This is a genomic window from Vibrio sp. D431a (assembly GCF_030248655.1).
Classification (GTDB): Bacteria; Pseudomonadota; Gammaproteobacteria; order Enterobacterales; family Vibrionaceae; genus Vibrio; species Vibrio alginolyticus.
The window spans coordinates 49,141-71,876 of the sequence record NZ_JAHGAP010000017.1 but is presented as its reverse complement, the minus strand read 5'-3'; the positions used below and the strand labels follow the sequence as shown (position 1 = coordinate 71,876).

Genomic DNA, 22,736 nt, shown 5'->3' with positions numbered 1-22,736 from the left:
CATGGTAAACACACATTAAAAAGCTAGAGTTTTACCGCCAATTTAACACCTTGACGAATCGCACGCACAGCATCAAGTTCACCCGCATGGTCAGCTCCGCCAATGATATGAATCTTCTCTCCGAGTTCAGACCATTTATCTTCAAATGGACGAACAGACTCTTGCCCCGCACAAATGACGACTTTGTCCGCGTTCAATAATTGTTCTTTTCCGTCTACATGAATGTGCAAACCTTGATCATCAATTTTATCGTAAGACACACCACCGACTAAATGTACGCCCCGTTTTTCAAGGGTACGTTTATGGATCCAACCTGTCGTTTTACCCGGACCTTTACCTACACGACCTTTACGACGCTGAAGTACCCAGACTTCTTTATCGCTGACCGCATCAGGGTAAGGATATAAACCACCCGGCTGAGACATCTCCTTGTCGATTCCCCATTCATGCAACCAGTCATCCAACGTTTGTCCAACTGGCTCTGTGAGCATGGTCGCGACATCTACGCCAATGCCACCAGCACCAACGATAGCCACTTTCTCACCGACTGGCGTTTTGTCTCGAATGAGAGTTTGATAGTCGACGACTTTCTCTGGGTTATCAATTCCATCAATATTGACTTTACGTGGCTCAACACCCGATGCCATCACTATCTCATCGTATTCTGTGAGTAAGTCATAGTTCGCTTCCGTCGATAAGTGCAGATTCACGCCTGTTTCATCAATACGGTTAGCGAAATATCGTATCGTCTCCCGAAACTCTTCCTTACCAGGGATCTGCATCGCAAGACGGAACTGACCACCGATGCGGTCGTTCTTTTCGAACAAATCAACCTTATGGCCACGTTCAGCCAGTGTGGTCGCACAAGCCAAGCCCGCAGGTCCAGCACCAACAACTGCAATGTTTTTCTTTTTAAAGGCTGGTTCAACAACAATTTCGGTTTCATAGCACGCTAGAGGGTTCACTAAGCAACTGGCGCGCTTACCTTTAAACACGTTATCTAGACACGCCTGATTACAACCAATACACGTATTAATAAGCTGCGCTTTTTCCTGTTCGGCTTTAGCAACAAAGTAAGGATCGGCCAAGAATGGGCGCGCCATCGAAACCATGTCGGCATGACCGGAAGATAAAATGCGTTCTGCTTCATCTGGCGTATTTATACGGTTGCAAGTGATAATAGGAACCGAAACGTGAGGTTTAACTTTTTCCGTAACCCATGTAAACGCACCGCGTGGTACTTGAGTCGCAATGGTCGGAATTCGAGCCTCATGCCAACCGATACCCGTATTAATAATCGTGACGCCAGCCTCTTCAAGTGCTTTCGCCAATTCGATAACGTCTTCAAAAGTGCTGCCCTGCTCGACAAGATCCAGCATAGAAAGACGGAAGATGATGATGAACTTGTCACCCACCGCCTTGCGTACCGCTTTAACAATTTCTAGCGGAAAACGCATACGTTTTTTATAGCTGCCACCCCATTCGTCGTAACGCATATTAGTACGTTTACATAAGAATTGGTTTATCAAGTAACCTTCCGAGCCCATTAACTCGACGCCATCATAACCAGCAAGCTGTGCTAACTCCGCACTATTAGCAAACGCGTCGATGGTTTTCTTTATCTGGCGGTCGCTCATTTCACTCGGAGCAAACTTTGCAATCGGCGCTTTAATGCCAGATGCACTTTGCGAGAATGGATGCATTGCATAACGCCCAGCATGGAGAATTTGCAACGCAATTTTACTACCGTGCTTGTGCACCGCTTCTGTCACAACTTTATGGGCTTTAGCATGTTTTGGCTTGCTGAATTCAGCACTCAACGGGTGTAAACGACCGCGTAAGTTAGGTGAAAAACCTCCGGTTACAATCAGTCCGACACCGCCTTTCGCGCGTTCTTCATAAAAAGCAGCGAGCTTGTGTAATCCTTCTTTGTGCTCTTCTAAGCCCGTGTGCATTGATCCCATCAGAACTCGGTTTCGTAATTGTGTGAAACCGAGATCCAGTGGCTTTAATAGGTTTGGGTACATGGCAGACATCACTTAACATCCATTGTTATTATCATGGTCTGACCAGATTAAGCCTGCTCAACCAAAAAATCAAACAAGCGTTTACATTTTTGTAACACCGATCAATCTCGTGTGAAAATATGCCAATTGTTGAGTGGTCGTGATAAGCTAAAAAAATGTTATCTTTTGAGATCTTAGAGATAAGAACCCATACTTTGTTAGACTCGGCGTAACTATCTCGTTATGGAGACAAGATGAAAAAACTCTTCAAATTTATTGGTTTGATATTTAAAGGGATATGGAAAAGTATCACTTTCATCAGACTCGCACTGGCAAACCTAATTTTCTTGCTGATGATTGCCGTTTTCTACTTTGCCTTTACTTATACCGGAGACGGTCAACCTGTCGTCGAAAAAGAATCGGCATTGGTGATGAACCTTTCAGGCCCAATTGTCGAACAAAGACGTTATGTAAACCCAATGGACTCTTTTGCTGGTTCCCTTTTGGGTAATGAGCTACCGAAAGAAAACGTCCTTTTCGATATCGTTGATACTATTCGCTACGCGAAAGACGATCCTAAAGTATCTGGATTAGTGCTAGCACTGCGAGACATGCCAGAAACAAATCTCACGAAACTACGTTACATCGCGAAAGCGTTGAACGAATTTAAAGCGTCAGGCAAACCCGTTTACGCCGTAGGTGATTTCTACAACCAAAGCCAATATTACTTGGCAAGTTACGCCGATAAAGTTTATCTGGCACCTGATGGTGGTGTATTGATTAAAGGTTACAGCGCTTACTCAATGTACTACAAAACGTTACTTGAAAAGCTTGACGTTTCTACTCATGTTTTTCGCGTAGGTACTTATAAATCCGCTATCGAACCGTTTATTCGTGATGACATGTCCGATGCGGCGAAAGAGTCAGCAACACGTTGGGTTACTCAATTATGGAGTGCTTTTGTTGATGACGTAACAACAAACCGAAACATTGATGCGAAAGTGCTTAATCCAACCATGGATGAGCTGATTAACGAGATGAAGTCTGTAAATGGCGATATTGCTCAGCTCGCAGTCAAATTGGGGCTAGTGGATGAACTTGCGACACGCCAAGACATTCGCACTCTATTCGCAAAACAGTTTGGTAGCGACGGCAAAGACAGCTACAACGCGATTGGTTACTACGACTACCTTGCAACGATTCGTCCCGATTACACACTACCTCAGCACGACATCGCCGTTGTTCTAGCCAGTGGCGCGATTATGGACGGTCAACAACCTCGCGGAACTGTTGGTGGTGACACGGTCGCAAGCTTGCTGCGTCAAGCACGCAATGATGAAAAAGTGAAAGCGGTCGTGTTACGAGTAGATAGTCCAGGAGGCAGTGCCTTTGCTTCTGAAGTGATTCGTAACGAAGTAGAAGCTCTGAAGCAAGCAGGTAAGCCGGTTGTTGTATCCATGTCGAGTTTGGCCGCTTCTGGTGGTTATTGGATTTCAATGAGCGCAGACAAAATCGTTGCTCAGCCAACAACCCTGACGGGCTCCATTGGTATATTTAGTGTCATCACCACGTTTGAAAAAGGCTTTAGCAAGTTAGGTATTAATACTGATGGCGTTGGCACATCGCCGTTCTCAGGTGACGGTATTACCACTGGCCTTTCTGAGGGCGCGTCTCAAGTGTTCCAATTAGGTATCGAGCACGGTTACAAGCGCTTTATTTCTCTAGTTGGCGAGAATCGCGATATGTCTCTAGAGGAAGTTGACAAGGTTGCTCAAGGTCGAGTTTGGACTGGCCAAGATGCACTATCCTTTGGTCTTGTCGATCAAATGGGTGACTTTGATGATGCTGTAGAGCTAGCGGCGAAACTAGCGAACGTGACCGATTACGGCATTTACTGGGTAGAAGAGCCTCTTTCACCTACTGAACTATTTCTGCAAGAGTTTATGAAACAGGTGAAAGTCTCTCTAGGTATTGATGCAACAAGCTTGCTACCAAAAAGTCTTCAACCCGTAGCTCAACAATTCGAACAAGACGCAAGCTTGCTCCAAAGCTTCAACGATCCTAAAGGTCAATACGCATTTTGTTTGAACTGCCAAGTGCAGTAGTTTTTCCATCAATATTACAAAGGGCACTTCTACTTGAAGTGCCCTTTTTATTAGGCTTTGCATCTCCTCAGATGACTTTCTGATGCTGTGCGTATAGCCTCGCATCTCAAGGTTATTTAGGTATATAATCCCCGCCTCTGTTCCCCTACACGAAAGAAAAAACGATGACTAGAAAACACATCTACATCGCTTACACCGGTGGTACCATCGGAATGCAAAAATCCGACCACGGCTATGTGCCTGTTGCTGGCTTTATGGAAAAGCAATTAGCAAGCATGCCCGAATTCCATCGTCCTGAAATGCCGGATTACACCATCCACGAATACGACCCTCTGATTGACTCATCAGATATGACACCTGCTGACTGGCAGCAGATTGCGAATGATATTCGTGACAACTATGACAAATACGATGGTTTCGTTATTCTACATGGTACTGACACCATGGCGTACACTGCGTCCGCATTGTCTTTCATGCTTGAAAACCTTGGTAAGCCAGTGATTGTAACGGGTTCACAAATCCCTCTCGCAGAGCTGCGTTCTGACGGCCAAGCAAACCTATTAAACGCGCTACATATTGCGGCAAACTACCCGATCAACGAAGTAACTTTGTTCTTCAATAATCAATTGATGCGTGGTAACCGCAGCACAAAATCTCATGCAGACGGTTTTAATGCCTTTACTTCACCAAACCTTCCTCCACTATTGGAAGCTGGGATCAATATTCAAGTTAGCAACAGCGTAACCGTTGGTGCACAACCAGAAGGTGAGTTTAAGGTTCACAACATCACGCCACAACCAATCGGTGTGATCACCATGTACCCTGGTATTTCACACGAAGTTATCCGCAACACGCTTCGTCAGCCCGTGAATGCGATGATTCTTCTGACTTTTGGTGTCGGCAATGCTCCTCAGAACCCTGAGCTGCTTGGTCACCTGAAAGAAGCCTCTGAGCGCGGCGTTATTGTTGTCAACCTGACTCAGTGTTTGGCGGGTAAAGTGAATATGGGCGGATATGCCACAGGTTGTGCGCTCGCAGACTCTGGTGTTATCAGTGGCTTTGACATGACGCCCGAAGCGGCGCTGGCAAAACTACACTACCTTCTAAGCCAAAACCTTTCTTACGAAGAAGTAAAAGAGAGAATGCAACAAGTACTGCGTGGTGAAATGAGCCTGTAAGTTCAAGCTTTCTACGATCTAAAAAGCCCAATACAATTTGGGCTTTTTTCTTTCAAAATCAAAATAATAAAATTTTGAGAAATAAGGCGTAAGGATTAATCAATGTTCGGATTCACACGAACAATATCGCTCTCTTCTCCGCTGAATTGTTTTTTAAGCTCTTGTTTTGATTTAAAACTGATTTCACCACCGGCTGCAACCGTCATATGCTGCGCATCAGTATTATGTTTTGATTGATACAACATCACAGCTTGCATACACGAATCTCGCTGCTCTTTAGAAAGTGTTGTACCCTCAGGCCATCTTCCCGTTTCTACTGCATAGACTAAGCGATCATAAACTTCTGGAGTCATCGCTTGTAATAGTTGTTCTGCGTCCATAGTGTACCTTCTTATTACATTCTATTTACAGAACATAACGGGTTAAGAAACTGAGTCAAGAATACGAAAATGAATTGGTGTAACGGATCACAAGCAAAGCCATGAAAAGAACAAACTGGTTACTTCTCAGCCTCGCATGTTTTGTGCTATCGGGCTGTTTTGAAGGTAACGTGACAACCGAAGAGTTGTGCCAAAAAACACCAGAGCTGCGTTGCGAGCAGCTCAATATGGATGACGGCCAATGTCGAATTCCAAGAACAAATTTGGTTTGGCATCGGTTTGAGCAATTGAAAAACCCATCAGAGGCCAACCAAATCATCGAATACGGTCTGGTAGCTGAATATAGGAAATGCTTAGAACTCGCCTCCCAGATCACCCCTATTGATCAAAGTGCTCTCAAAAGACAACGCTTTAATGCATTGGTACACAGTATTGATGAGCTAGAGCGCATCGTAAACGAGTTAAAAGGCTCAGAAGACCCGGCTACTTTGTATTTCTTATGGTCTCAAACGGGAGATACTCAAGCTCGGCGCGCATTTTTACAAATGGAAGGGTCTCCCCAATTAAATAATGCTGAGATGCAATATGCATTAGCCACTTTTTATACCAACCGAGATACCAAGAAAACCCTGGAGCTTCTTAATAACGCGTTGTCTTTATCTGATGAAGACAACATCAATCCGGTCATTCTCAAGTCAATGGCAAGTATTCATCAGGGGCTTGGAGACAAAGAGCAAGCGTATCTATGGGCAATGGTCGCGAAGAGATTCGACGTACCGCTTGCTGATGAAAAGCAGCTCCAACGTATGTTCAATTTCAGTCATCCAGAGCGATATAAGCAGTTGGATGAATTAGCCGAATCGGTGGCGAAAGCCATAGAGAAAGGTATCTATTCCCCAGCAATGATACCCAGTGAGATATAAACGAAAAACTCCCGCAATGAGCGGGAGTTTTTATTTAAGTCGAGCGACACTCAGATCACTGTTGAGCATGAATCATCCTGAAAGGATAAAACAATCTCGAGCACAATTTTGTCGTTATTATTCTGATTTGTTGAAAATTAACGACACAGAATTAACACAAAAACGCTCTCCTGTGGTCTGTGGGCCATCTTCAAAAACGTGCCCTAGATGGCTATCACACGTTGCACAACGAATCTCTGTACGTACCATTCCGTGACTTAGATCTTCTAAATAACGCACCGCTTGGTCGTTGATAGGCGCATCAAAACTTGGCCATCCGCAGCCAGAGTCATACTTGTTATCAGAGACAAAGAGAGGGGCATTACAACAAGTACAAGCATAAACACCAGTTTCCTTATTATGCAGTAGCTTACCGCTGAAAGGAGGCTCTGTACCTTGCTCTCGGCAAACACGGAACTCTTCATCAGACAGTTGCTCACGCCACTGTTCATCTGACTTCGTCACTTTTTTCCCGCTTTGTTCCACGACTTTCGGCTCCTTATTTACTGTTCTTGGTATTGACTTTTTTAGCAAAAAACTTGCTTCTCTTAACAGTTGTAGCACATACTTTCTCACCAGGACACCATGCGTAATTAATTTGATAAGAGCACTTATCTCACCAGTTATATTACGCCAACTGGGCTACAGAAGAATCAGTGAAAAGTTTAAAAAACGTACATTTGCAAAGAATTGTTAAAAAAAGCGTCGCTTTTTTTTGACTTTAAACAAGTTAAGTCCGATTATCACTTGCAGATGTTTACTGGATTCTGTAATTTTACTACCAGTTATCTTTAATCAGAAATTAAGTTGTGGAGCAACTATAATGACTATCAAAGTAGGTATTAACGGTTTTGGCCGTATCGGTCGTTTCGTATTCCGTGCAGCGCAAGAGCGCAACGACATCGAAGTAGTAGGTATTAACGACCTTATCGATGTAGATTACATGGCATACATGCTTAAGTATGACTCAACTCACGGCCGTTTCAACGGTACTGTTGAAGTTGAAGGCGGTAACCTAATCGTTAACGGTAAAACTGTACGTGTTACTGCAGAGCGCAACCCTGAAGACCTAAAATGGGACGAAATCGGTGTTGACGTTGTAGCTGAAGCAACTGGTCTTTTCCTAACTGACGAGACTGCACGTAAGCACATCACTGCTGGCGCGAAAAAAGTTGTACTAACTGGTCCTTCTAAAGACGCTACTCCAATGTTCGTTAACGGCGTAAACTTCGACACTTACGCTGGTCAAGACATCGTTTCTAACGCTTCTTGTACTACTAACTGTCTAGCGCCTATCGCTAAAGTTCTTAACGACAAGTTCGGTATCGAATCTGGTCTTATGACTACAGTTCACGCAACTACAGCAACTCAAAAAACTGTAGATGGTCCTTCTGCTAAAGACTGGCGCGGTGGTCGTGGTGCTTCTCAAAACATCATCCCATCTTCAACTGGTGCTGCTAAAGCTGTAGGCGTTGTACTTCCAGAAGTAAACGGCAAACTAACTGGTATGGCTTTCCGCGTACCAACTGCTAACGTTTCTGTAGTTGACCTAACTGTTAACCTAGTTAACGGTGCTTCTTACGAAGACATCTGTAAAGCGATGAAAGAAGCTTCTGAAGGCGAACTAAAAGGCGTTCTAGGCTACACTGAAGATGCAGTTGTATCTCAAGACTTCATCGGCGAAGTTTGCACTTCAGTATTCGATGCTAAAGCTGGTATCGCGCTAACTGACAAATTCGTTAAAGTTGTATCTTGGTACGACAACGAAATCGGTTACTCAAACAAAGTTCTAGACCTAATCGCTCACATCTCTAAGTAATTAGAAAGTTAGCAATTAGCGAATAACTTCGTTAAAGAAAAGGCGGCTCTAGGGTCGCCTTTTTTGTATCTGGAATTTGAGAGAATGCAGGCTCGATGTTGCATTTAATGTGAGAAGCGCGTCTAAAAGCTCTCCCCAGCGATAGGAAACTATACATGGATTTAAAAACTCTCCCAGCCCTAACGGTGCTATCTGATAACGTCACTATCGTTGAAGTTGATCAGATAAAAATCATCCGCGTGATTCATGACAAAGCAACGGCAGGCATCTCGCTACACGGTGGTCATGTCGTGTCGTTCACGCCTGAAGGTCAAGAAGATCTGATCTGGATGAGCGAAAAAGCTGTCTTCGATGGTAAAGCTGCTCTTCGCGGTGGTATTCCGATTTGTTGGCCTTGGTTTGGGCGTATTGCTGCTCCAGCTCACGGCTTTGCCCGCACCGCAGAATGGGAGTTGGTTGAACATCGTGAGAACCATAACGGTGTGATTGTTGAACTTGCTCTGTTCCCGACAGAAGAAATCCACGATATTTGGCCCCATATGTTTGACGCTCGTTTGGTGATTGAAGTGGGCGATGAGCTAAAAGTGACGCTCAAAGTCATGAACATCGATGACGAGGCTTGGACCTTCTCTGGCGCATTACATACTTACCTAAACGTTGGAGACATTAAGCAAGCACAAACGACAGGCATGGGTGCCGAGTACATTGATAGCTTGAAAGCTGATGCGGTATGCCAAGGTGGTAATGTTCTACAACTAACTGACACCATTGATCGCGTTTACACGCAACCAGAAGCGAAAATTTTGGTAAAAGACCCGGTATTGGATCGTACGCTAAGCGTACACAACCAAGGCCACAACTCAGCAGTATTATGGAACCCTTGGGCAGAAGGTGCGCAAAGCATGGGTGACATGGCTGACGATGGTTATCAAACCATGTTGTGTGTGGAGTCTGCTGTTCATGCACCAAGTATTGAGCAAGGTCAAACGCTCCAACCAGGTGAGACACATGAACTTGTCACTGTCATTTCAGCGCAGTAAGAATCACCATATAAAGGCCGGGGATACCCGGCTTTTTTGTAATAAAAGCTCTGCTTAGATGGTCCTATCTTTACTAACTTATTGGTTACTGGTCACTTTTGACGGTTTCATTAATAAATATCAAAAAAATTGATCATATAAACCGATAGCATACCGATACAAAACTCATAAATAATAAAAATATCAGGAATTAGTCTATGTTAGAGAGATACCGAAATCAAAGTGTCGGATTCCAGTTGAAACTGGTGATCACTTTGTGTCTATTCATTGCTTTCAGCAGTATTGCAGCGCTTGTTTACCGCAACGCTTCCGGTGTTCTATTGGAAAGCACACTGAAAGAACACCAATCTAAAGTAGAATCAATGGCAAAAACCATTGCTGGCCAATTCGATGCTTACCTGCACACCGCTAAAGTCCTCGAATCTACTTTTCGCAATGGCTACCTTGCCGGTGTCTATGTCGAAAATTACACGGTTGACTTCATGGGACATGAAGTACCAAACATCACTCAATACAGTGAAAGCTTAATTAATGACACCAAGTTGGTCGACAGTTTCACACGTGATACCGGCGCTATAGCAACGCTATTCGCACCATTGGGTGACGACTTTATTCGGGTGTCCACCTCCCTAAAAGATCCACAAGGTCAACGAGCGGTCGGAACCACGCTAGGCATCAACCATCCTGGTTATCAGCAACTTAAAGCAGGACAACCGTATTACGCTCAAATTAAATTGTATGGCGAGCGCTACATTACCTACTATGCCCCAATCAAAGATGCGACAGGAAAGGTAGCAGGCCTATCGTTTATTGGCTTACCAGTAGACCAAGCGACACAAACCTTGTTCGATGCACTCGCAGAGATAAAATGGGGCGACACTGGTTACACCATTATCGTTGATAACGACGAAAACAATCTTGGTAAATACCTACTTCATCCAGCAAAAAGCGGCTCAGATTCGTCAATACTAGAAGTCACCGACTACAATGGTCACAAGCCTTTTGGTCAGATTTTCGAACAATCTAGTGGATTAATTCGCTACCCTTTCGAGTACCAAGGTAACGTAGGCGAAAAGTATCTTGTCTACACAGAGGTTCCAGGTTGGAATTGGAAACTGCTAGGCGGTACGTTTATCAAAGAAGTTACAAAAGGTAGCGACACGCTTCTCACACTCATTGCCATCATTTCTTCGGTAGCGGCAATCATTACTTTTGTTGTACTGACGCTTTTCTTGAATCGCAGCTTACAACCTCTCACGACTCTAAACTCATACATGACTCGCTTAGCGGGCGGCGAAGTCAGCTTGAACATTCCAGCGTCTCGTAAAGCATCAAAGAATGAAATTACGAACCTGAGCTCGGGTGTCGCCAGTATGGCAAGTCAGCTCAATGAGCTCGTTGGTAAGATCCGTTCAACAAGCGACTTAGTGGAGAGCAACTCCACCAGCGTTGCCAACGATGCACATAGCAATTTGACCCAAGCCGACCGACAACAACAAGAAGTCGAGCAAGTTGTGACAGCGATTGAAGAAATGGCCTCTTCCGCTCAATCTGTCGCACAACAAGTCGAAAGCATTGCGGAAAACGTACGCTCAGCAAATACCGATAGCCAGTCTGGTCTCGCGATTGTTGAAGGCGTATGTATCGACGTTGCTCAACTTAACGATCAATTGGATCAATCAGCAACGGCTATCGAGCAAGTAAATCGCGATAGCGAGAGTATTCAAACCGTCACTAAAATGATTGATGAAATTGCTGAGCAAACCAATTTACTTGCCTTGAATGCCGCCATTGAAGCAGCACGAGCAGGTGAGCAAGGCCGTGGCTTCGCAGTTGTAGCAGATGAAGTGCGCACACTTGCGCACCGAACCCAAAGCTCAGTTCAAGATGTCGTGGAAATTATCGAGAAACTAAAAGGGTCGACTCATAATGCAGTTAATATGATGACAGACAGCCAACGCAGTGCAAACCAGGTCTTGGACAAAGCACAAGACGCGGGCACAGCATTAGAAGCCATCGCAGTACAAGTGCAGTCGATAGCCTCTCAAGCCGACACCATTGCAGCGACTTCAGAAGAACAAGCTCAAGTTTCACAAGAAATTGCAGCAAATGCCCATTCTATCAGTGAACTTAACCGAGAAAGCCGCAACACGAGCGCAAAAACCTCGCAAAGTGCCATTGAACTTCAACAACAAGCACGAAACTTGAAAGAGCAAGTCGACTTCTTCCACTAATACTTAATAAGAGCCGACCCAGTCGGCTCTTTTTGTTTCACTTGAGACCATGCTTTTTGATAGAATTTGCCGCCCTACTTTCTGTTCGAGATCGTCATGAACTATCAATGCCCTCTATGCCACCAAGCTCTAGCGTTAAATGAAAAAACGTTTAAGTGCGAAAACAATCATCAGTTTGACTTAGCAAAAGAAGGCTACGTTAACTTGATGCCAGCGCACCACAAACGTTCTAAAGATCCTGGTGACAACAAAGAGATGATGCAAGCTCGTCGTCGATTCCTTGAAGGAGATTACTACAACCCAATGCGCCAAGAAGTGGCGCAGCTGTGTGCAACATACACTGAGGGGAGCACCCATCAATTATTAGATATTGGTTGTGGTGAAGGTTACTACACAGATCAAGTACAAAAGACGATAGAAACACAAGCGAACCATGCCACGATTTATGGCTTAGACATTTCCAAAGTTGCCATTCGTTACGCGGCGAAGCGTTACACGCACTGCAACTTTAGTGTGGCTTCTAGTCACCGACTTCCCTTCGCAAATGAATCCTTAGATGCCATTTTGCGCATTTATGCCCCGTGTAAAGCTGAGGAGCTGCAGCGCGTTGTAAAAAACGACGGCGTTGTTGTCACGGTTACTCCTGCTAGCCGCCACTTATACCAACTGCGTGAGCGCATTTATCAAGAAGTTCGTCTTCACAATGAAGAACCAGAACATATTGAAGGGTTTGAATTAGAGCACCAGCAGCATCTTAACTATGTTATGGACTTGAAAAACGGAGCCGCAATCGATTTATTGCAAATGACGCCATTCGCATGGAAAGCAACCGATGCTCTTCGTGAAGAGTTGAAATCCGCTACACTTTTCCAATGTGAGGCTGATTTTATGTTGCGTGTATATCGCAAAAAAACACTCAATTAATAAGTCAAAAAAAACAACAAACGCAAATAGTTATCATTTATATTGATTCATTGCTCAGCCTCCATTAATATCATCCGGACATTTTTGGAGGCTTTTCAATGCGCTTTTCTACTTTGAGCTTGCTCTTTGCAGGCTTACTTACTGGTTGCTCTTCATATACGCACACCGACTCTCACGCAACCTCAGCGGAAGTCACTAGTTTTTACGACTACCAACTATACACCCCTTCTGGCGAGCACATCGCTCTAAGCAAACTGCCAATTGAGCTGCAACAAGCAGATGTCATTCTTATTGGTGAATGGCACACACACGCCGGCGTTCATCGCTTTCAAACCGATATGCTCAAACAACTTACGTCCTACGACCGCTCACTCGCGTTATCTATGGAACAATTTACCCGCGACAAACAACCTGTTGTTGACGCTTACCTACGTGGGGAGATCGGCGAACAGTACTTAATGAAACAAGCCAACGCTTGGCCCAATTATGAAAGCGACTATCGCCCTCTCGTGGAGTTTGCTAAGCAGAAAAATCTCCCGGTCATTGCAGCAAATGCACCAAAGAGCATTGTCCGATGCATTGGTCGACAAGGGCTAGATTACATTAACAAGCTCGATGATGATCAGCGGATGTTCATTGCACAAGCCATCAACACTGGTAGTAGTCCGTACAAAGAAAAGTTCATGGCATCCATGCATCACGGTAAGCCAGAGCAGACGGAAAAACAGTTTGCAGCTCAAGTTACTTGGGATGAAACTATGGCGGAATCTATCGTTAGCTACCTAGACGACAACCCAGGCGCTCAGGTTGTCCATGTTGCAGGCAAGTTTCACACCGAGCAAGGGTTGGGTACGGCAGCATCAATCTTAAGCCGCAACCCGAGCTTAAAAGTGGTTGTAATTAGCCCAACAGATAACGTGCTTTCTGATAATACTGACTATCAGTTAGAGGTTCTCGCACCACCAGTACGGTATGTACAAGATGCTCACCGCATGGCGGCATATCAACATCTAACTAAACGCAATAACGATCTTCAATGTAAGTAGCTGCTCTTCAATTTAAGTTACTACCTTGCCGTTGCGTTGCATCATCACACCGCTCCGAGTTCATCGAGTGACAAGGGTCTGCTTCCTGCTGGTCTATTTTTTGCTAATGATCACCAATAGAAACTAGAAGCGGCAAAAGCAGACCTGTTTTTATCCAAATAGCTTCAGAAATAAACTTTGCCGCCGATAAAAATATAACTGCTTTTTACCCGCACTCAGTGACCGAGTGTCGATGTTCCAAGGAGTATTCGATGAATCCAGTAGGAAGCACTTCTGTTAATAGCTATGCCAAACAATCTGTCGCCTCTAAACAAGCAAGTATTGCACAAGAAGAAACTAGTGCTTCGCCGCTGAAAGTCGAACACAATAAGGTGACGCTTTCGACCGAAGGCAAAGCGCTACTTGCCGCTCTGCAACAAATCGAGCACGACAGCAAAAAAATAGAAGCAGAAGATAAATCTGTTGGTGAAAAGGTCGAATCTTTCACACATGGTGCGCTTGGCATGGATCACCCCGATAAAATCGAGAAAGAAGAGGATGGCTCATATTCTGCGGGTCAATACCTTTCTGCGGCACTTACCGTTGGTGGCATCATACTGGCATTAGTCTGATAACCAGTCTGATAATCGTCACGACAACAAATCCTATTTGAACCAAACACTTACTGCAGCCCATAATTTAATAAGCCAAAGAACGATATGATGCAAACGTAAGTGAATTCGACCGCTCTTGTGGCCCGATAATACATGCTCGTTTATTGCTCCCTAAACTAGGTTTCTTGTGAAGGCACTGAATGGATAACTTTAGTCCATGCTTTCAACTCCTAAGCGTAATCCAAGCCCACGTTTGTGGGCTTTCTTCTTTCCAAACTAACGAACGTTAGAGAGCGACTCATTTTTTCTGCAAAACCAAACAAAAACGACAATTTGGTTAAACTTTTATTACCGACACAAAACTTTCATAAATCATTGCTTTAATGCCTGCGCTTTCAATAAACAAGGAAAATATAATGAAGCGCTTAGTATCTCCAATCGTTACGGCAGTGGCTGCATCTACCCTCTCTTTCAACGCACTCTCAGCTGAAATCAAAAACGTCATTTTGATGATCGGCGACGGCATGGGTCCTCAACAAGTTGGTTTACTCGAGACCTACGCAAAACACGCACCTAACTCGGTTTACAAAGGCGAAAGCACAGCGTTATACAAACTCGCTCAAGAAGGTGTGATTGGATCATCACTAACCAATCCAGAAGACGCAATTGTCGTCGACTCTGCGTGCTCAGCTACGATGCTAGCGACAGGAATCCCTACCGCTTCTGAAGTCATTGGCATTGATAGCCAAGGCAACCATGTCGAAACTATTTTGGAAAAAGCCAAAAGTAAAGGTAAAGCGACAGGGCTCGTCTCTGATACGCGTATGACCCACGCAACGCCAGCAGCATTTGCCGCTCATCAACCACATCGCTCCCTAGAAAACAATATTGCGGCGGATATGCTCGAAACAGGCGTAGACGTGATGATGTCTGGTGGACTTCGTCATTGGATTCCAAAGTCGACAAACGACAAGGGAGAGACATACGAGCAACTTGAAAAGCTCACTCAAGGTAATGTCTACCTAAAATCGAAACGCAAAGACGAACGCAACTTGCTTGCCGAAGCGCAAGACCAAGGCTATAGCTTAGCTTTCAGCCGCGATATGCTCACACAAGCTAAAGGTGACAAATTACTTGGACTTTTTGCTTACTCGGGCATGAACGATGGTATTGCCTACAGTCAAAGCAAAAACGATCCAAAACGCACGCAGCCATCGCTGAAAGAAATGACCACCAAAGCAATCGACATTCTTTCAAAAGACAAAGACGGTTTTTTCTTGATGGTTGAAGGCGGCCAAATTGACTGGGCTGGCCACAGTAACGATGCAGGTACGATGCTGCATGAAATGCTTAAATTCGATGAAGCGGTAAACTCAGTTTATGAGTGGGCAAAAGGCCGTGATGACACCCTGATCATTGTTACTGCTGACCACGAAACCGGCTCTTTTGGCTTTAGCTACTCATCAGCAAACTTGCCTAAACCACAAAAACGCGACGGCGAAGCATTCAAAAATCAGGATTACGCGCCAAACTTCAACTTTGGTCAGTTCGAGATCCTCGATGGTTTATACAACCAAAAGAAAAGTTACTACGGCATGATCAGTGAATTCCAAGCGCTTGATAAGAAAGAGCAAACTCCAGAGAAGTTTGCGGAAGTCGTGAACGCAAATAGCGATTTTTCGATTACGCCTGAGCAAGCAGAACGCGTATTAGCAAGTAAACCAAATCCATACCGACTCGCTGGACACAAATACTTAAGCGAAGAGAACGTACCGACAATCAATGACTTTGATGCTTTCTTTCCTTACAACGACCGTGGCAACTTGCTAGCGCGTGAGCATGCAACAAAGCAAAACACAGTATGGGGGACGGGTACTCATACGCATACTCCTGTCAACGTATTTGCTTGGGGACCTGCAGAAACTATCCTTCCGGTATCAAAAATCATGCACCACTCGCAACTAGGCGAGTACTTGAAGCAACAAATTAAATAATCAACTTGCACTTACTTCACAACTCGTGATGTTTCAACGCTCTCGCAAGGGAGCGTTTTTTTATGCATGAAAACAGTTGACGTTTTAAATCGTACACCACAATAATTATGGGTCTTTAATTATATGAATAAAGAAAATGTGCGAAATCTTTGCTAAGCAACCCCAAGACAACTATCAGTTCATCACCCGCTCTATCCGTATTGATGGTCACGCGACCAGTGTAAAACTTGAAGCGAGCTTTTGGACAATTCTTGAGGAAATCGCTAGTGCTCAAAACATGACGGTTCCTAAATTCATAAGCACTGTTTATCAAGAAGCACTCGAATACAATGGTGAAGTGAACAACTTTGCCTCCTTACTTCGATGCGCTTGCCTCACTTACGCCCGCCAACCTCAAGAGACCACTCGTCAAGCACTTGCGCAACTTAACAGTTAATAGCAACCAACCGAGCAATAACCATCCTAGGCTATGCATCCGTATTATAAACCCTTGAGCATCTTCTAATTTGTCGTACTAGAGTACTACCCAGACTCCTTTTGAAATCGCTAACCTGTGCGGACTATCAAGGAGTACCTATGACAAAAATGATTCACACCATGATCCGAGTAAGTGATCTGGACCGCTCTCTACAATTTTACTGTGACGTACTTGAACTAGAAGTCGCTGATCAATACATCTTTGATGGCTTTTCTCTAACCTATCTAGCCAACCAAGAAACTGGCTTTGAATTGGAACTGACGCACAATCACGACCAAAGTGAGCCCTACACTCACGGCTCAGGTTACGGCCACCTTGCCGTCAGCGTGGAGGACATTGAACAAGCCCACAAACGCATTAAATCTCTCGGCATTGAAACTGGTGACATCAAAGCCTTTGACCATCAACAAAAGCATTTAGCAACGTTCTTTTTTGTAACCGACCCTGATGGTTACAAAATTGAGTTCCTGCAACGCCAAGGGCGTTACCTATAACAAAAAGAGTAAACATTATGATTCACTTGACGGCTACCTTTCATGCACAACCGGGAAAAGAACAAGAGTTGAAAGAGGTACTTACCCGAGCGCTTGAACCTACTCGCAATGAAGAAGGTTGCGTTCGTTATCAATTGTTCCAAGATAAAGACAATACATGCCACTTCGTTTTTCAGGAGCAATTTAAAAACCAACAAGCATTTGAGCTTCATGGTAAAACAGAACACTTTGCTCTTTTGATTAGCCAGATCGACAACTTGTTAGAATGCGAGCCTAAACTGGTGTTCTTTAACGAACTGTAACTATAGCGCTAACCGAAGATCAAAAAAGGCACTCTATCTAGAGTGCCTTTCACTAGTTGGGACCTGTGATTAAGCGTCTTGCTTCTCCACCATATGCAAATGCACATCTTGTTGTGGGAAAGGAATCGAAATACCTTCTCGGTCGAAGCGTAGTTTCACCTCTTTTGTCACATCCCAGTATACATCCCAGTAATCATCCGTTTTTACCCAAGGACGCACAATAAAATCTACAGAAGACGTATTTAATGTATGAACTTTGATCATTGGCTCTGGAGTGCGAAGTACCGAAGGGTGAGAGGTAATGATATCAGACAATACTGACTCCGCTTTTAAGAGGTCATCCGCATAGCCAATGCCAAACACCATATCCACGCGGCGAATGCGTTCATGCGTGACGTTCTTAATAACATCTCCCCAGATTTTGCTGTTAGGCACAATAATAATTTGGTTATCAAACGTACGGATTGTGGTGTTCACCAAACTCATATGGCTTACCTTGCCATCTACACCGCCAGCATACACAAAATCACCAACATCAAATGGGCGATAAATAAGCAGCATCATACCCGCCGCGAAGTTGGATAACGTGTCTTGCAACGCGAAACCAATAATCACACCAGCAATACCGAAACCGGTTAGGATTGGCGCTAGGTTCAAGCCAAGCTGAGATAAGCCTACCATGATACCGATCACCCACACGAATTTGCCGGACATCGAGATAAAGAAGTCCTGCATCAAGTGGGAAAGTTTTAAGTTTTTCGATGCAACTGCCTTACGGACCACTTTGCGCGTTAACTTAGCCAGTCCACGAGCGATCAATAAAATCAGCGCAAAAACAAACAACTGGAAGATATGCTGCGGTGCATTCTCGGCAAACCAATCCAGTGCCGAGTTGGACCAGTGACTCAGTATTGACCACACAACTTTGGTATTCAGTAAATCATGGGTGATATTACCCGTCACTTCAAAAATTTGGCGTTTGTATTCAGACGTTTCTAAACCGACTTTATCACCAATTGAAATCAGGTTGCGTAAGCTTTCTGTCGCAATATTTAGCCTTTGTTTAGTAATGAGCTGACTAAGTTGCAACGACGCTTTTTCCGACTCTGGGCTAGACGAAAGTTGGGAGCCAATGATCTCACTTTGCTGACTCAAGTACTCAATTGAAGCAGACAGTAAGCGCATACGTTTATCAATTTTATCTTTTAGTTCCGCTTCTGCGCGCTCGTTTTGGGCCCCTAGCTCCTTCAACCAAGCGAGATTTTGCCAGCTCGAATCGAAGCTAACATCAAGATAACGCTGTAGCTCTCGATAATCATTAACAAGAGCAAGCTTCTCTTCATCCTTAGCCTTATTTAAATCCTCGACGACTTTCTTTATTTTTTCCGATAGATAGTTCGTCGCATCCTCAGAGTATTGTTCTTGTTTTTTAACTAGCAAGATCAGCTTGTCGCGAGAGATAGTTTCACGTTCAATCGCTGACGCTAACTGGCTTCTTAATTCTTCATTCTTTTGGAATAGTTGCAGTTGAAGGGCATCACGCTCGTCGCCACTCGCTTGCGAGAGGCTTTGGGATAAATCCACAATCTCTCGGTTCAAGTTGTCAATCGAGATTTCGGCAGCAGAAGGCTCTTGGATATCGTCAGTAGCAGTCGCATGAACAGCCATTGGGGAGAACATAATGACGGCAAGTGCGAATAATGTCACCCAAGATGTCAGGCGCAGTTTCTGGGGGAAATGAAACGTCATGTTTACCTCATAGGGAACAATCCTGATCAAAACAATCAGGAATAGAAGTGTAAAGCGTTGAAATCATACTCCTAAGTTTACAACACTAAATAATAAACTGAGCAGCATTTCGTTAGCGAGACGTCAAAGTTGGGAGCCCCAATAGCAAACAAGCCTTTCATTTAATCAATGAAAGGCTTGTTTGTATTCGACTAAGGACGGTTGGGATGATTTAAAATATGGTCTTCCCAATCCACCACATCAATCTCGTAAACAACTTTGTTACGGACACTTTCCCCTGCCGCATGCATTGCGGACTTAGAGCCTGTAATCAACGGATGCCATTCTGGTAAAGGCTGCTTTTCAGCCAACAGACGGTAAGCGCACGTGTGTGGCAGCCAAGTAAAATCGTCGATGTCTTCTCGGGTCAGCTTGGTGCACTCTTCACCCGAAGTGAAACGGTTTGGGTAATCCTTACATGAACACGTTTTACTGTTCAGCCAGCTACAAGCCACATTGGTATAGTAGATTTCATCGGTATCTTCATCCATCAGCTTATGCAAACAACATTTGCCACAACCATCACAGAGAGATTCCCATTCCTCTTCTGTCATCTGCTCTAACGATTTACTTTGCCAAAATGGAGTGCTCATACTTCAGGTCTCACCAAGGGAATTTAGGGGGCGATTTATACTCTTCTCAACGCAAAAGTTCAAGTTTTGAGAAGATCTTGCATCCTTCCCACATAACGGTGGAGATATTCAACTACTTTCGTTTTACTGTTCTATCCTTAAACAAGTTTCCATTACTCAATTGATCAAGAAGGCATTAAGGAGTTTTCATGGGTATTATTTCTTGGATTATTTTGGGCTTAATCGCCGGCGCACTTGCTAAATGGCTCATGCCAGGAAAAGATGGGGGCGGTTGGATTGCAACAATGTTACTTGGTATTGCAGGGGCATTTGTAGGTGGCTTCCTTGGCGGCATTCTCGGTTTCGGCGGAGCAACTGGCGTCAACATTGGTAGTATCATTACCGCAACACTAGGCGCATTTATTCTGTTGTTTGTTTATAACCGTTTCTTAAAATAATCACGATGATTTAAAAGCAAAAAACCAAAAAGGGAGCGTAATGTTAAGCGCGCCCTTTTATTTTTTTCTTTCTTCACTCTTCCAATCCACGTCAAAATGACCATAATTGCCCCCTTAATTTTTAAGAGGTTTACATTATGGATTGTCGATTAGGATGTGGAGCGTGCTGTATTGCGCCAAGTATCTCTTCACCAATACCTGGAATGCCCAAGGGCAAACCTGCAGGTGTTCGTTGTGTACAACTCAACGACGACAATTTGTGCAAGCTATTTGGTAAGCCTGAACGCCCAAAAGTCTGTCACGATTTTAAACCGTGTCCGATTGTATGCGGCAACACCAATCAAGAAGCACTCGACAACATCACTGAATTAGAACAATTGACGTAATGCGACTCTAGACCACACGTTTAAAGTTAGTACCTCGGTTGTTTCTCTCCGAGGCAGTAATCAAAGCAAACTCAAGATTTAGCACTCCCCCCCTCAGCCTTTTATCTCACCCTTGAGAACTCTTGCCACATAGCGTTCCATTTGCGGTTTTTGCGCGATCTCCCTCACAATTTATTGACAATTCTCGACTATGTTCAGCGGGTCATTTAATTAAAGATCAGGAAAGAACATGAATAAGTATTTGGCTGAGGCTTTTGGCACGTTCTGGCTAGTGTTAGGCGGCTGTGGTAGCGCGGTGTTGGCTGCGGGTTTCCCTGAAGTGGGTATTGGTCTGTTGGGCGTTTCTTTGGCATTCGGTTTAACCGTTCTGACGATGGCATTTGCTATCGGTCATATTTCAGGTTGTCACTTGAACCCTGCAGTGACAGTTGGCCTTTGGGCTGGCGGTCGTTTTGAGACAAAAGACGTTGCTCCCTACATCATCTCACAGGTGATCGGCGGGCTTATCGCAGGTGGCGTGCTTTACGTTATTGCATCTGGACAAGCAGGATTCGATGTTGTGGGTTCTGGCTTTGCCGCCAATGGTTATGGTGAACACTCTCCAGGCCAATACTCGATGATCGCTGCACTTGTGACTGAAGTTGTCATGACGATGATGTTCCTGATTGTCATTATGGGTGCAACAGACAAACGTGCGCCACAAGGCTTTGCACCTATCGCAATTGGCCTGTGTTTGACTCTCATTCACCTGATCAGCATTCCTGTCACCAATACGTCAGTAAACCCTGCTCGTAGCACGGCAGTCGCAGTATATGTGGGTGACTGGGCGGTTTCTCAGCTATGGCTGTTCTGGGTTGCGCCTATTGTGGGTGGCGTGCTTGGTGCGGTTATCTACAAAAACCTTCTTAGTGAAGAATCGAACGATTAATCGTTCCCAACTCCCAAGATCAAAAAAGCCGCTGAGTTCAGCGGCTTTTTATTAAATTCTGTGTCGACCTAATAGCGAATGTGACAACGTCGTGCCATCAACAAGCTCTAGCTCCCCACCGACAGGCACACCATGCGCGATGCGGCTGGCATCAACTTGGTGCTCTTTACATAGCTCTGCGATGTAATGGGCAGTGGCTTCACCTTCAACTGTTGGGTTTGTCGCCAAAATCACTTCGGTAATATCACCGCGACGTAAGCGGTAATCAAGGACATCCAATCCAATATCACTTGGACCAATACCATCTAATGGCGACAAATGCCCCATAAGAACAAAATACCGACCAGAATATTGGCCTGTTGCTTCAACGGCTGCGATGTCTGCCGGGCTTTCTACCACACAAATTTGACCATTTTCTTGGCGTTTTGGGTTGGTACAAATGTGACAGACTTCTTCTTCGGTGAAGGTTCGACACTCAGTACAATGACCTATTTCTGTCATTGCCTGACTAAGCGCATCTGCAAGCTGCAAACCGCCTTTTCTATCGCGCTGTAACAAATGAAAGGCCATACGCTGCGCTGACTTGGGGCCAACCCCAGGTAGACAACGTAAGGCCTCCATCAATTGTTCCAGCATATGACTGGTACGCATTAAAAGTCCGCTTAATTAAATATCAGCAGATTAGAATGGCATTTTCATACCTGGTGGTAGTTGCATACCGCCAGTTACAGAAGCCATTTTCTCTTTTTGAGTTTCTTCAACACGACGGGCTGCATCATTGAACGCCGCAGCGATCAGATCTTCAAGCATTTCTTTGTCGTCTTCCATCAAACTTTCATCGATGTCAACACGACGTACGCTGTGACTACCAGTGATAGTAACTTTAACTAGGCCAGCACCAGACTCGCCAGTTACTTCCATATTCGCGATTTCTTCTTGAAGCTTTTGCATGCGATCTTGCATTTGCTGGGCTTGCTTCATTAGGTTGCCCATACCGCCTTTACCAAACATGTTTATCTCTCTGGTTTAATGAGGTGTTGCATCAATTA

The 22,736-nt window shown here is 44.5% G+C and carries 23 protein-coding genes; 16 read left to right on the top strand and 7 right to left on the bottom strand.

Annotated features, from left to right (window positions below; all coding sequences use genetic code 11):
• Positions 1–23: 23 nt before the first annotated feature.
• Complete coding sequence (locus KJB35_RS15655; protein WP_285358105.1) at positions 24–2,036, bottom strand: NADPH-dependent 2,4-dienoyl-CoA reductase; 2,013 nt, start codon at positions 2,034–2,036, stop codon at positions 24–26.
• A gap of 224 nt (positions 2,037–2,260) precedes the next feature.
• Here KJB35_RS15655 and sppA point away from each other — a divergent pair, with 224 nt between their 5' ends.
• Positions 2,261–4,111, top strand: a complete 1,851-nt coding sequence (sppA, locus tag KJB35_RS15650; RefSeq protein ID WP_005380705.1) for a signal peptide peptidase SppA — start codon at positions 2,261–2,263, stop codon at positions 4,109–4,111.
• Positions 4,112–4,275: 164 nt separating this feature from the next.
• Positions 4,276–5,289 carry an asparaginase gene (gene ansA / locus KJB35_RS15645; protein WP_017635822.1) on the top strand — a complete coding sequence of 338 codons (1,014 nt, stop codon included), beginning with the start codon at positions 4,276–4,278 and terminating at the stop codon, positions 5,287–5,289.
• Between the two features lie 95 nt (positions 5,290–5,384).
• On the opposite strand, the gene KJB35_RS15640 is transcribed toward ansA, so the two are convergent.
• Complete coding sequence (locus KJB35_RS15640) at positions 5,385–5,669, bottom strand: YeaC family protein (RefSeq protein WP_005380700.1); 285 nt, start codon at positions 5,667–5,669, stop codon at positions 5,385–5,387.
• A 101-nt stretch (positions 5,670–5,770) separates the two neighbouring features.
• On the opposite strand from KJB35_RS15640, the gene KJB35_RS15635 reads away from it, so the two are divergent.
• Entirely contained in the window at positions 5,771–6,592 is an 822-nt protein-coding gene (locus KJB35_RS15635) for a DUF2989 domain-containing protein (protein ID WP_005384926.1), read from the top strand.
• A gap of 117 nt (positions 6,593–6,709) precedes the next feature.
• On the opposite strand, the gene msrB is transcribed toward KJB35_RS15635, so the two are convergent.
• The gene (msrB, locus tag KJB35_RS15630) at positions 6,710–7,117 is read right to left on the bottom strand and encodes a peptide-methionine (R)-S-oxide reductase MsrB (protein ID WP_005380698.1); all 408 of its coding nucleotides are present in this window, start codon (positions 7,115–7,117) and stop codon (positions 6,710–6,712) included.
• Positions 7,118–7,454: 337 nt separating this feature from the next.
• Between msrB and gap the strand changes: the two genes are divergently transcribed.
• From gap to KJB35_RS15580, 10 genes are all read left to right on the top strand, one after another.
• On the top strand, positions 7,455–8,450 hold the full coding sequence (gene gap / locus KJB35_RS15625) for a type I glyceraldehyde-3-phosphate dehydrogenase (protein WP_005380697.1): 996 nt from the start codon (positions 7,455–7,457) through the stop codon (positions 8,448–8,450).
• Between the two features lie 155 nt (positions 8,451–8,605).
• Positions 8,606–9,490 (top strand): D-hexose-6-phosphate mutarotase, encoded by an 885-nt coding sequence (locus KJB35_RS15620; RefSeq protein WP_005384929.1) that lies wholly within the window; start codon positions 8,606–8,608, stop codon positions 9,488–9,490.
• A 197-nt stretch (positions 9,491–9,687) separates the two neighbouring features.
• Complete coding sequence (locus KJB35_RS15615) at positions 9,688–11,724, top strand: methyl-accepting chemotaxis protein (protein WP_225491490.1); 2,037 nt, start codon at positions 9,688–9,690, stop codon at positions 11,722–11,724.
• A 96-nt stretch (positions 11,725–11,820) separates the two neighbouring features.
• Complete coding sequence (gene rlmA / locus KJB35_RS15610; protein WP_005380691.1) at positions 11,821–12,648, top strand: 23S rRNA (guanine(745)-N(1))-methyltransferase; 828 nt, start codon at positions 11,821–11,823, stop codon at positions 12,646–12,648.
• A gap of 98 nt (positions 12,649–12,746) precedes the next feature.
• Positions 12,747–13,694 (top strand): ChaN family lipoprotein, encoded by a 948-nt coding sequence (locus KJB35_RS15605; protein WP_042522507.1) that lies wholly within the window; start codon positions 12,747–12,749, stop codon positions 13,692–13,694.
• A gap of 251 nt (positions 13,695–13,945) precedes the next feature.
• Positions 13,946–14,305: a hypothetical protein gene (locus tag KJB35_RS15600; protein WP_005380688.1), complete on the top strand. Its 360-nt coding sequence runs from the start codon at positions 13,946–13,948 to the stop codon at positions 14,303–14,305.
• A gap of 398 nt (positions 14,306–14,703) precedes the next feature.
• A complete protein-coding gene (locus tag KJB35_RS15595) occupies positions 14,704–16,281 on the top strand; it encodes an alkaline phosphatase (protein ID WP_005380687.1) in 1,578 nt (525 codons plus the stop codon).
• Positions 16,282–16,417: 136 nt separating this feature from the next.
• Positions 16,418–16,717 carry a ribbon-helix-helix domain-containing protein gene (locus KJB35_RS15590; RefSeq protein ID WP_005384938.1) on the top strand — a complete coding sequence of 100 codons (300 nt, stop codon included), beginning with the start codon at positions 16,418–16,420 and terminating at the stop codon, positions 16,715–16,717.
• Positions 16,718–16,857: 140 nt separating this feature from the next.
• The gene (locus KJB35_RS15585) at positions 16,858–17,253 is read left to right on the top strand and encodes a VOC family protein (RefSeq protein ID WP_005380685.1); all 396 of its coding nucleotides are present in this window, start codon (positions 16,858–16,860) and stop codon (positions 17,251–17,253) included.
• Positions 17,254–17,270: 17 nt separating this feature from the next.
• Positions 17,271–17,555 carry a putative quinol monooxygenase gene (locus KJB35_RS15580; RefSeq protein WP_005384942.1) on the top strand — a complete coding sequence of 95 codons (285 nt, stop codon included), beginning with the start codon at positions 17,271–17,273 and terminating at the stop codon, positions 17,553–17,555.
• Between the two features lie 69 nt (positions 17,556–17,624).
• On the opposite strand, the gene KJB35_RS15575 is transcribed toward KJB35_RS15580, so the two are convergent.
• Positions 17,625–19,304, bottom strand: coding sequence for a mechanosensitive ion channel family protein (locus KJB35_RS15575; RefSeq protein ID WP_005380681.1), 1,680 nt, complete (start codon positions 19,302–19,304; stop codon positions 17,625–17,627).
• A 191-nt stretch (positions 19,305–19,495) separates the two neighbouring features.
• The gene (locus tag KJB35_RS15570; protein ID WP_005384948.1) at positions 19,496–19,936 is read right to left on the bottom strand and encodes a YcgN family cysteine cluster protein; all 441 of its coding nucleotides are present in this window, start codon (positions 19,934–19,936) and stop codon (positions 19,496–19,498) included.
• A 188-nt stretch (positions 19,937–20,124) separates the two neighbouring features.
• Between KJB35_RS15570 and KJB35_RS15565 the strand changes: the two genes are divergently transcribed.
• From KJB35_RS15565 to aqpZ, 3 genes are all read left to right on the top strand, one after another.
• Positions 20,125–20,373 carry a GlsB/YeaQ/YmgE family stress response membrane protein gene (locus tag KJB35_RS15565; RefSeq protein WP_005380625.1) on the top strand — a complete coding sequence of 83 codons (249 nt, stop codon included), beginning with the start codon at positions 20,125–20,127 and terminating at the stop codon, positions 20,371–20,373.
• Between the two features lie 137 nt (positions 20,374–20,510).
• On the top strand, positions 20,511–20,759 hold the full coding sequence (locus KJB35_RS15560) for a YkgJ family cysteine cluster protein (protein WP_017820793.1): 249 nt from the start codon (positions 20,511–20,513) through the stop codon (positions 20,757–20,759).
• Positions 20,760–20,988: 229 nt separating this feature from the next.
• Positions 20,989–21,687 (top strand): aquaporin Z, encoded by a 699-nt coding sequence (gene aqpZ, locus KJB35_RS15555; RefSeq protein ID WP_053349564.1) that lies wholly within the window; start codon positions 20,989–20,991, stop codon positions 21,685–21,687.
• 51 nt (positions 21,688–21,738) lie between these two features.
• On the opposite strand, the gene recR is transcribed toward aqpZ, so the two are convergent.
• Together recR and KJB35_RS15545 are read right to left on the bottom strand one after the other, a co-directional pair.
• Positions 21,739–22,338, bottom strand: a complete 600-nt coding sequence (recR, locus tag KJB35_RS15550; protein ID WP_005380619.1) for a recombination mediator RecR — start codon at positions 22,336–22,338, stop codon at positions 21,739–21,741.
• Positions 22,339–22,368: 30 nt separating this feature from the next.
• A complete protein-coding gene (locus KJB35_RS15545) occupies positions 22,369–22,698 on the bottom strand; it encodes a YbaB/EbfC family nucleoid-associated protein (RefSeq protein ID WP_005380618.1) in 330 nt (109 codons plus the stop codon).
• Positions 22,699–22,736 lie beyond the last annotated feature (38 nt).

What these genes read in the sequence shown, in the direction of transcription:
- KJB35_RS15575 (WP_005380681.1), bottom strand. Translation starts at nt 19,304, where the DNA reads ATGACGTTTCATTTCCCCCAGAAACTGCGCCTGACATCTTGGGTGACA.
- gap (WP_005380697.1), top strand. Translation starts at nt 7,455, where the DNA reads ATGACTATCAAAGTAGGTATTAACGGTTTTGGCCGTATCGGTCGTTTC.
- KJB35_RS15620 (WP_005384929.1), top strand. Translation starts at nt 8,606, where the DNA reads ATGGATTTAAAAACTCTCCCAGCCCTAACGGTGCTATCTGATAACGTC.
- KJB35_RS15600 (WP_005380688.1), top strand. Translation starts at nt 13,946, where the DNA reads ATGAATCCAGTAGGAAGCACTTCTGTTAATAGCTATGCCAAACAATCT.
- ansA (WP_017635822.1), top strand. Translation starts at nt 4,276, where the DNA reads ATGACTAGAAAACACATCTACATCGCTTACACCGGTGGTACCATCGGA.
- KJB35_RS15580 (WP_005384942.1), top strand. Translation starts at nt 17,271, where the DNA reads ATGATTCACTTGACGGCTACCTTTCATGCACAACCGGGAAAAGAACAA.
- KJB35_RS15585 (WP_005380685.1), top strand. Translation starts at nt 16,858, where the DNA reads ATGACAAAAATGATTCACACCATGATCCGAGTAAGTGATCTGGACCGC.
- KJB35_RS15635 (WP_005384926.1), top strand. Translation starts at nt 5,771, where the DNA reads ATGAAAAGAACAAACTGGTTACTTCTCAGCCTCGCATGTTTTGTGCTA.
- aqpZ (WP_053349564.1), top strand. Translation starts at nt 20,989, where the DNA reads ATGAATAAGTATTTGGCTGAGGCTTTTGGCACGTTCTGGCTAGTGTTA.
- KJB35_RS15590 (WP_005384938.1), top strand. Translation starts at nt 16,418, where the DNA reads ATGTGCGAAATCTTTGCTAAGCAACCCCAAGACAACTATCAGTTCATC.
- KJB35_RS15605 (WP_042522507.1), top strand. Translation starts at nt 12,747, where the DNA reads ATGCGCTTTTCTACTTTGAGCTTGCTCTTTGCAGGCTTACTTACTGGT.
- KJB35_RS15545 (WP_005380618.1), bottom strand. Translation starts at nt 22,698, where the DNA reads ATGTTTGGTAAAGGCGGTATGGGCAACCTAATGAAGCAAGCCCAGCAA.
- KJB35_RS15570 (WP_005384948.1), bottom strand. Translation starts at nt 19,936, where the DNA reads ATGAGCACTCCATTTTGGCAAAGTAAATCGTTAGAGCAGATGACAGAA.
- KJB35_RS15565 (WP_005380625.1), top strand. Translation starts at nt 20,125, where the DNA reads ATGGGTATTATTTCTTGGATTATTTTGGGCTTAATCGCCGGCGCACTT.
- KJB35_RS15655 (WP_285358105.1), bottom strand. Translation starts at nt 2,036, where the DNA reads ATGTCTGCCATGTACCCAAACCTATTAAAGCCACTGGATCTCGGTTTC.
- KJB35_RS15615 (WP_225491490.1), top strand. Translation starts at nt 9,688, where the DNA reads ATGTTAGAGAGATACCGAAATCAAAGTGTCGGATTCCAGTTGAAACTG.
- KJB35_RS15560 (WP_017820793.1), top strand. Translation starts at nt 20,511, where the DNA reads ATGGATTGTCGATTAGGATGTGGAGCGTGCTGTATTGCGCCAAGTATC.
- recR (WP_005380619.1), bottom strand. Translation starts at nt 22,338, where the DNA reads ATGCGTACCAGTCATATGCTGGAACAATTGATGGAGGCCTTACGTTGT.
- KJB35_RS15640 (WP_005380700.1), bottom strand. Translation starts at nt 5,669, where the DNA reads ATGGACGCAGAACAACTATTACAAGCGATGACTCCAGAAGTTTATGAT.
- KJB35_RS15595 (WP_005380687.1), top strand. Translation starts at nt 14,704, where the DNA reads ATGAAGCGCTTAGTATCTCCAATCGTTACGGCAGTGGCTGCATCTACC.
- rlmA (WP_005380691.1), top strand. Translation starts at nt 11,821, where the DNA reads ATGAACTATCAATGCCCTCTATGCCACCAAGCTCTAGCGTTAAATGAA.
- sppA (WP_005380705.1), top strand. Translation starts at nt 2,261, where the DNA reads ATGAAAAAACTCTTCAAATTTATTGGTTTGATATTTAAAGGGATATGG.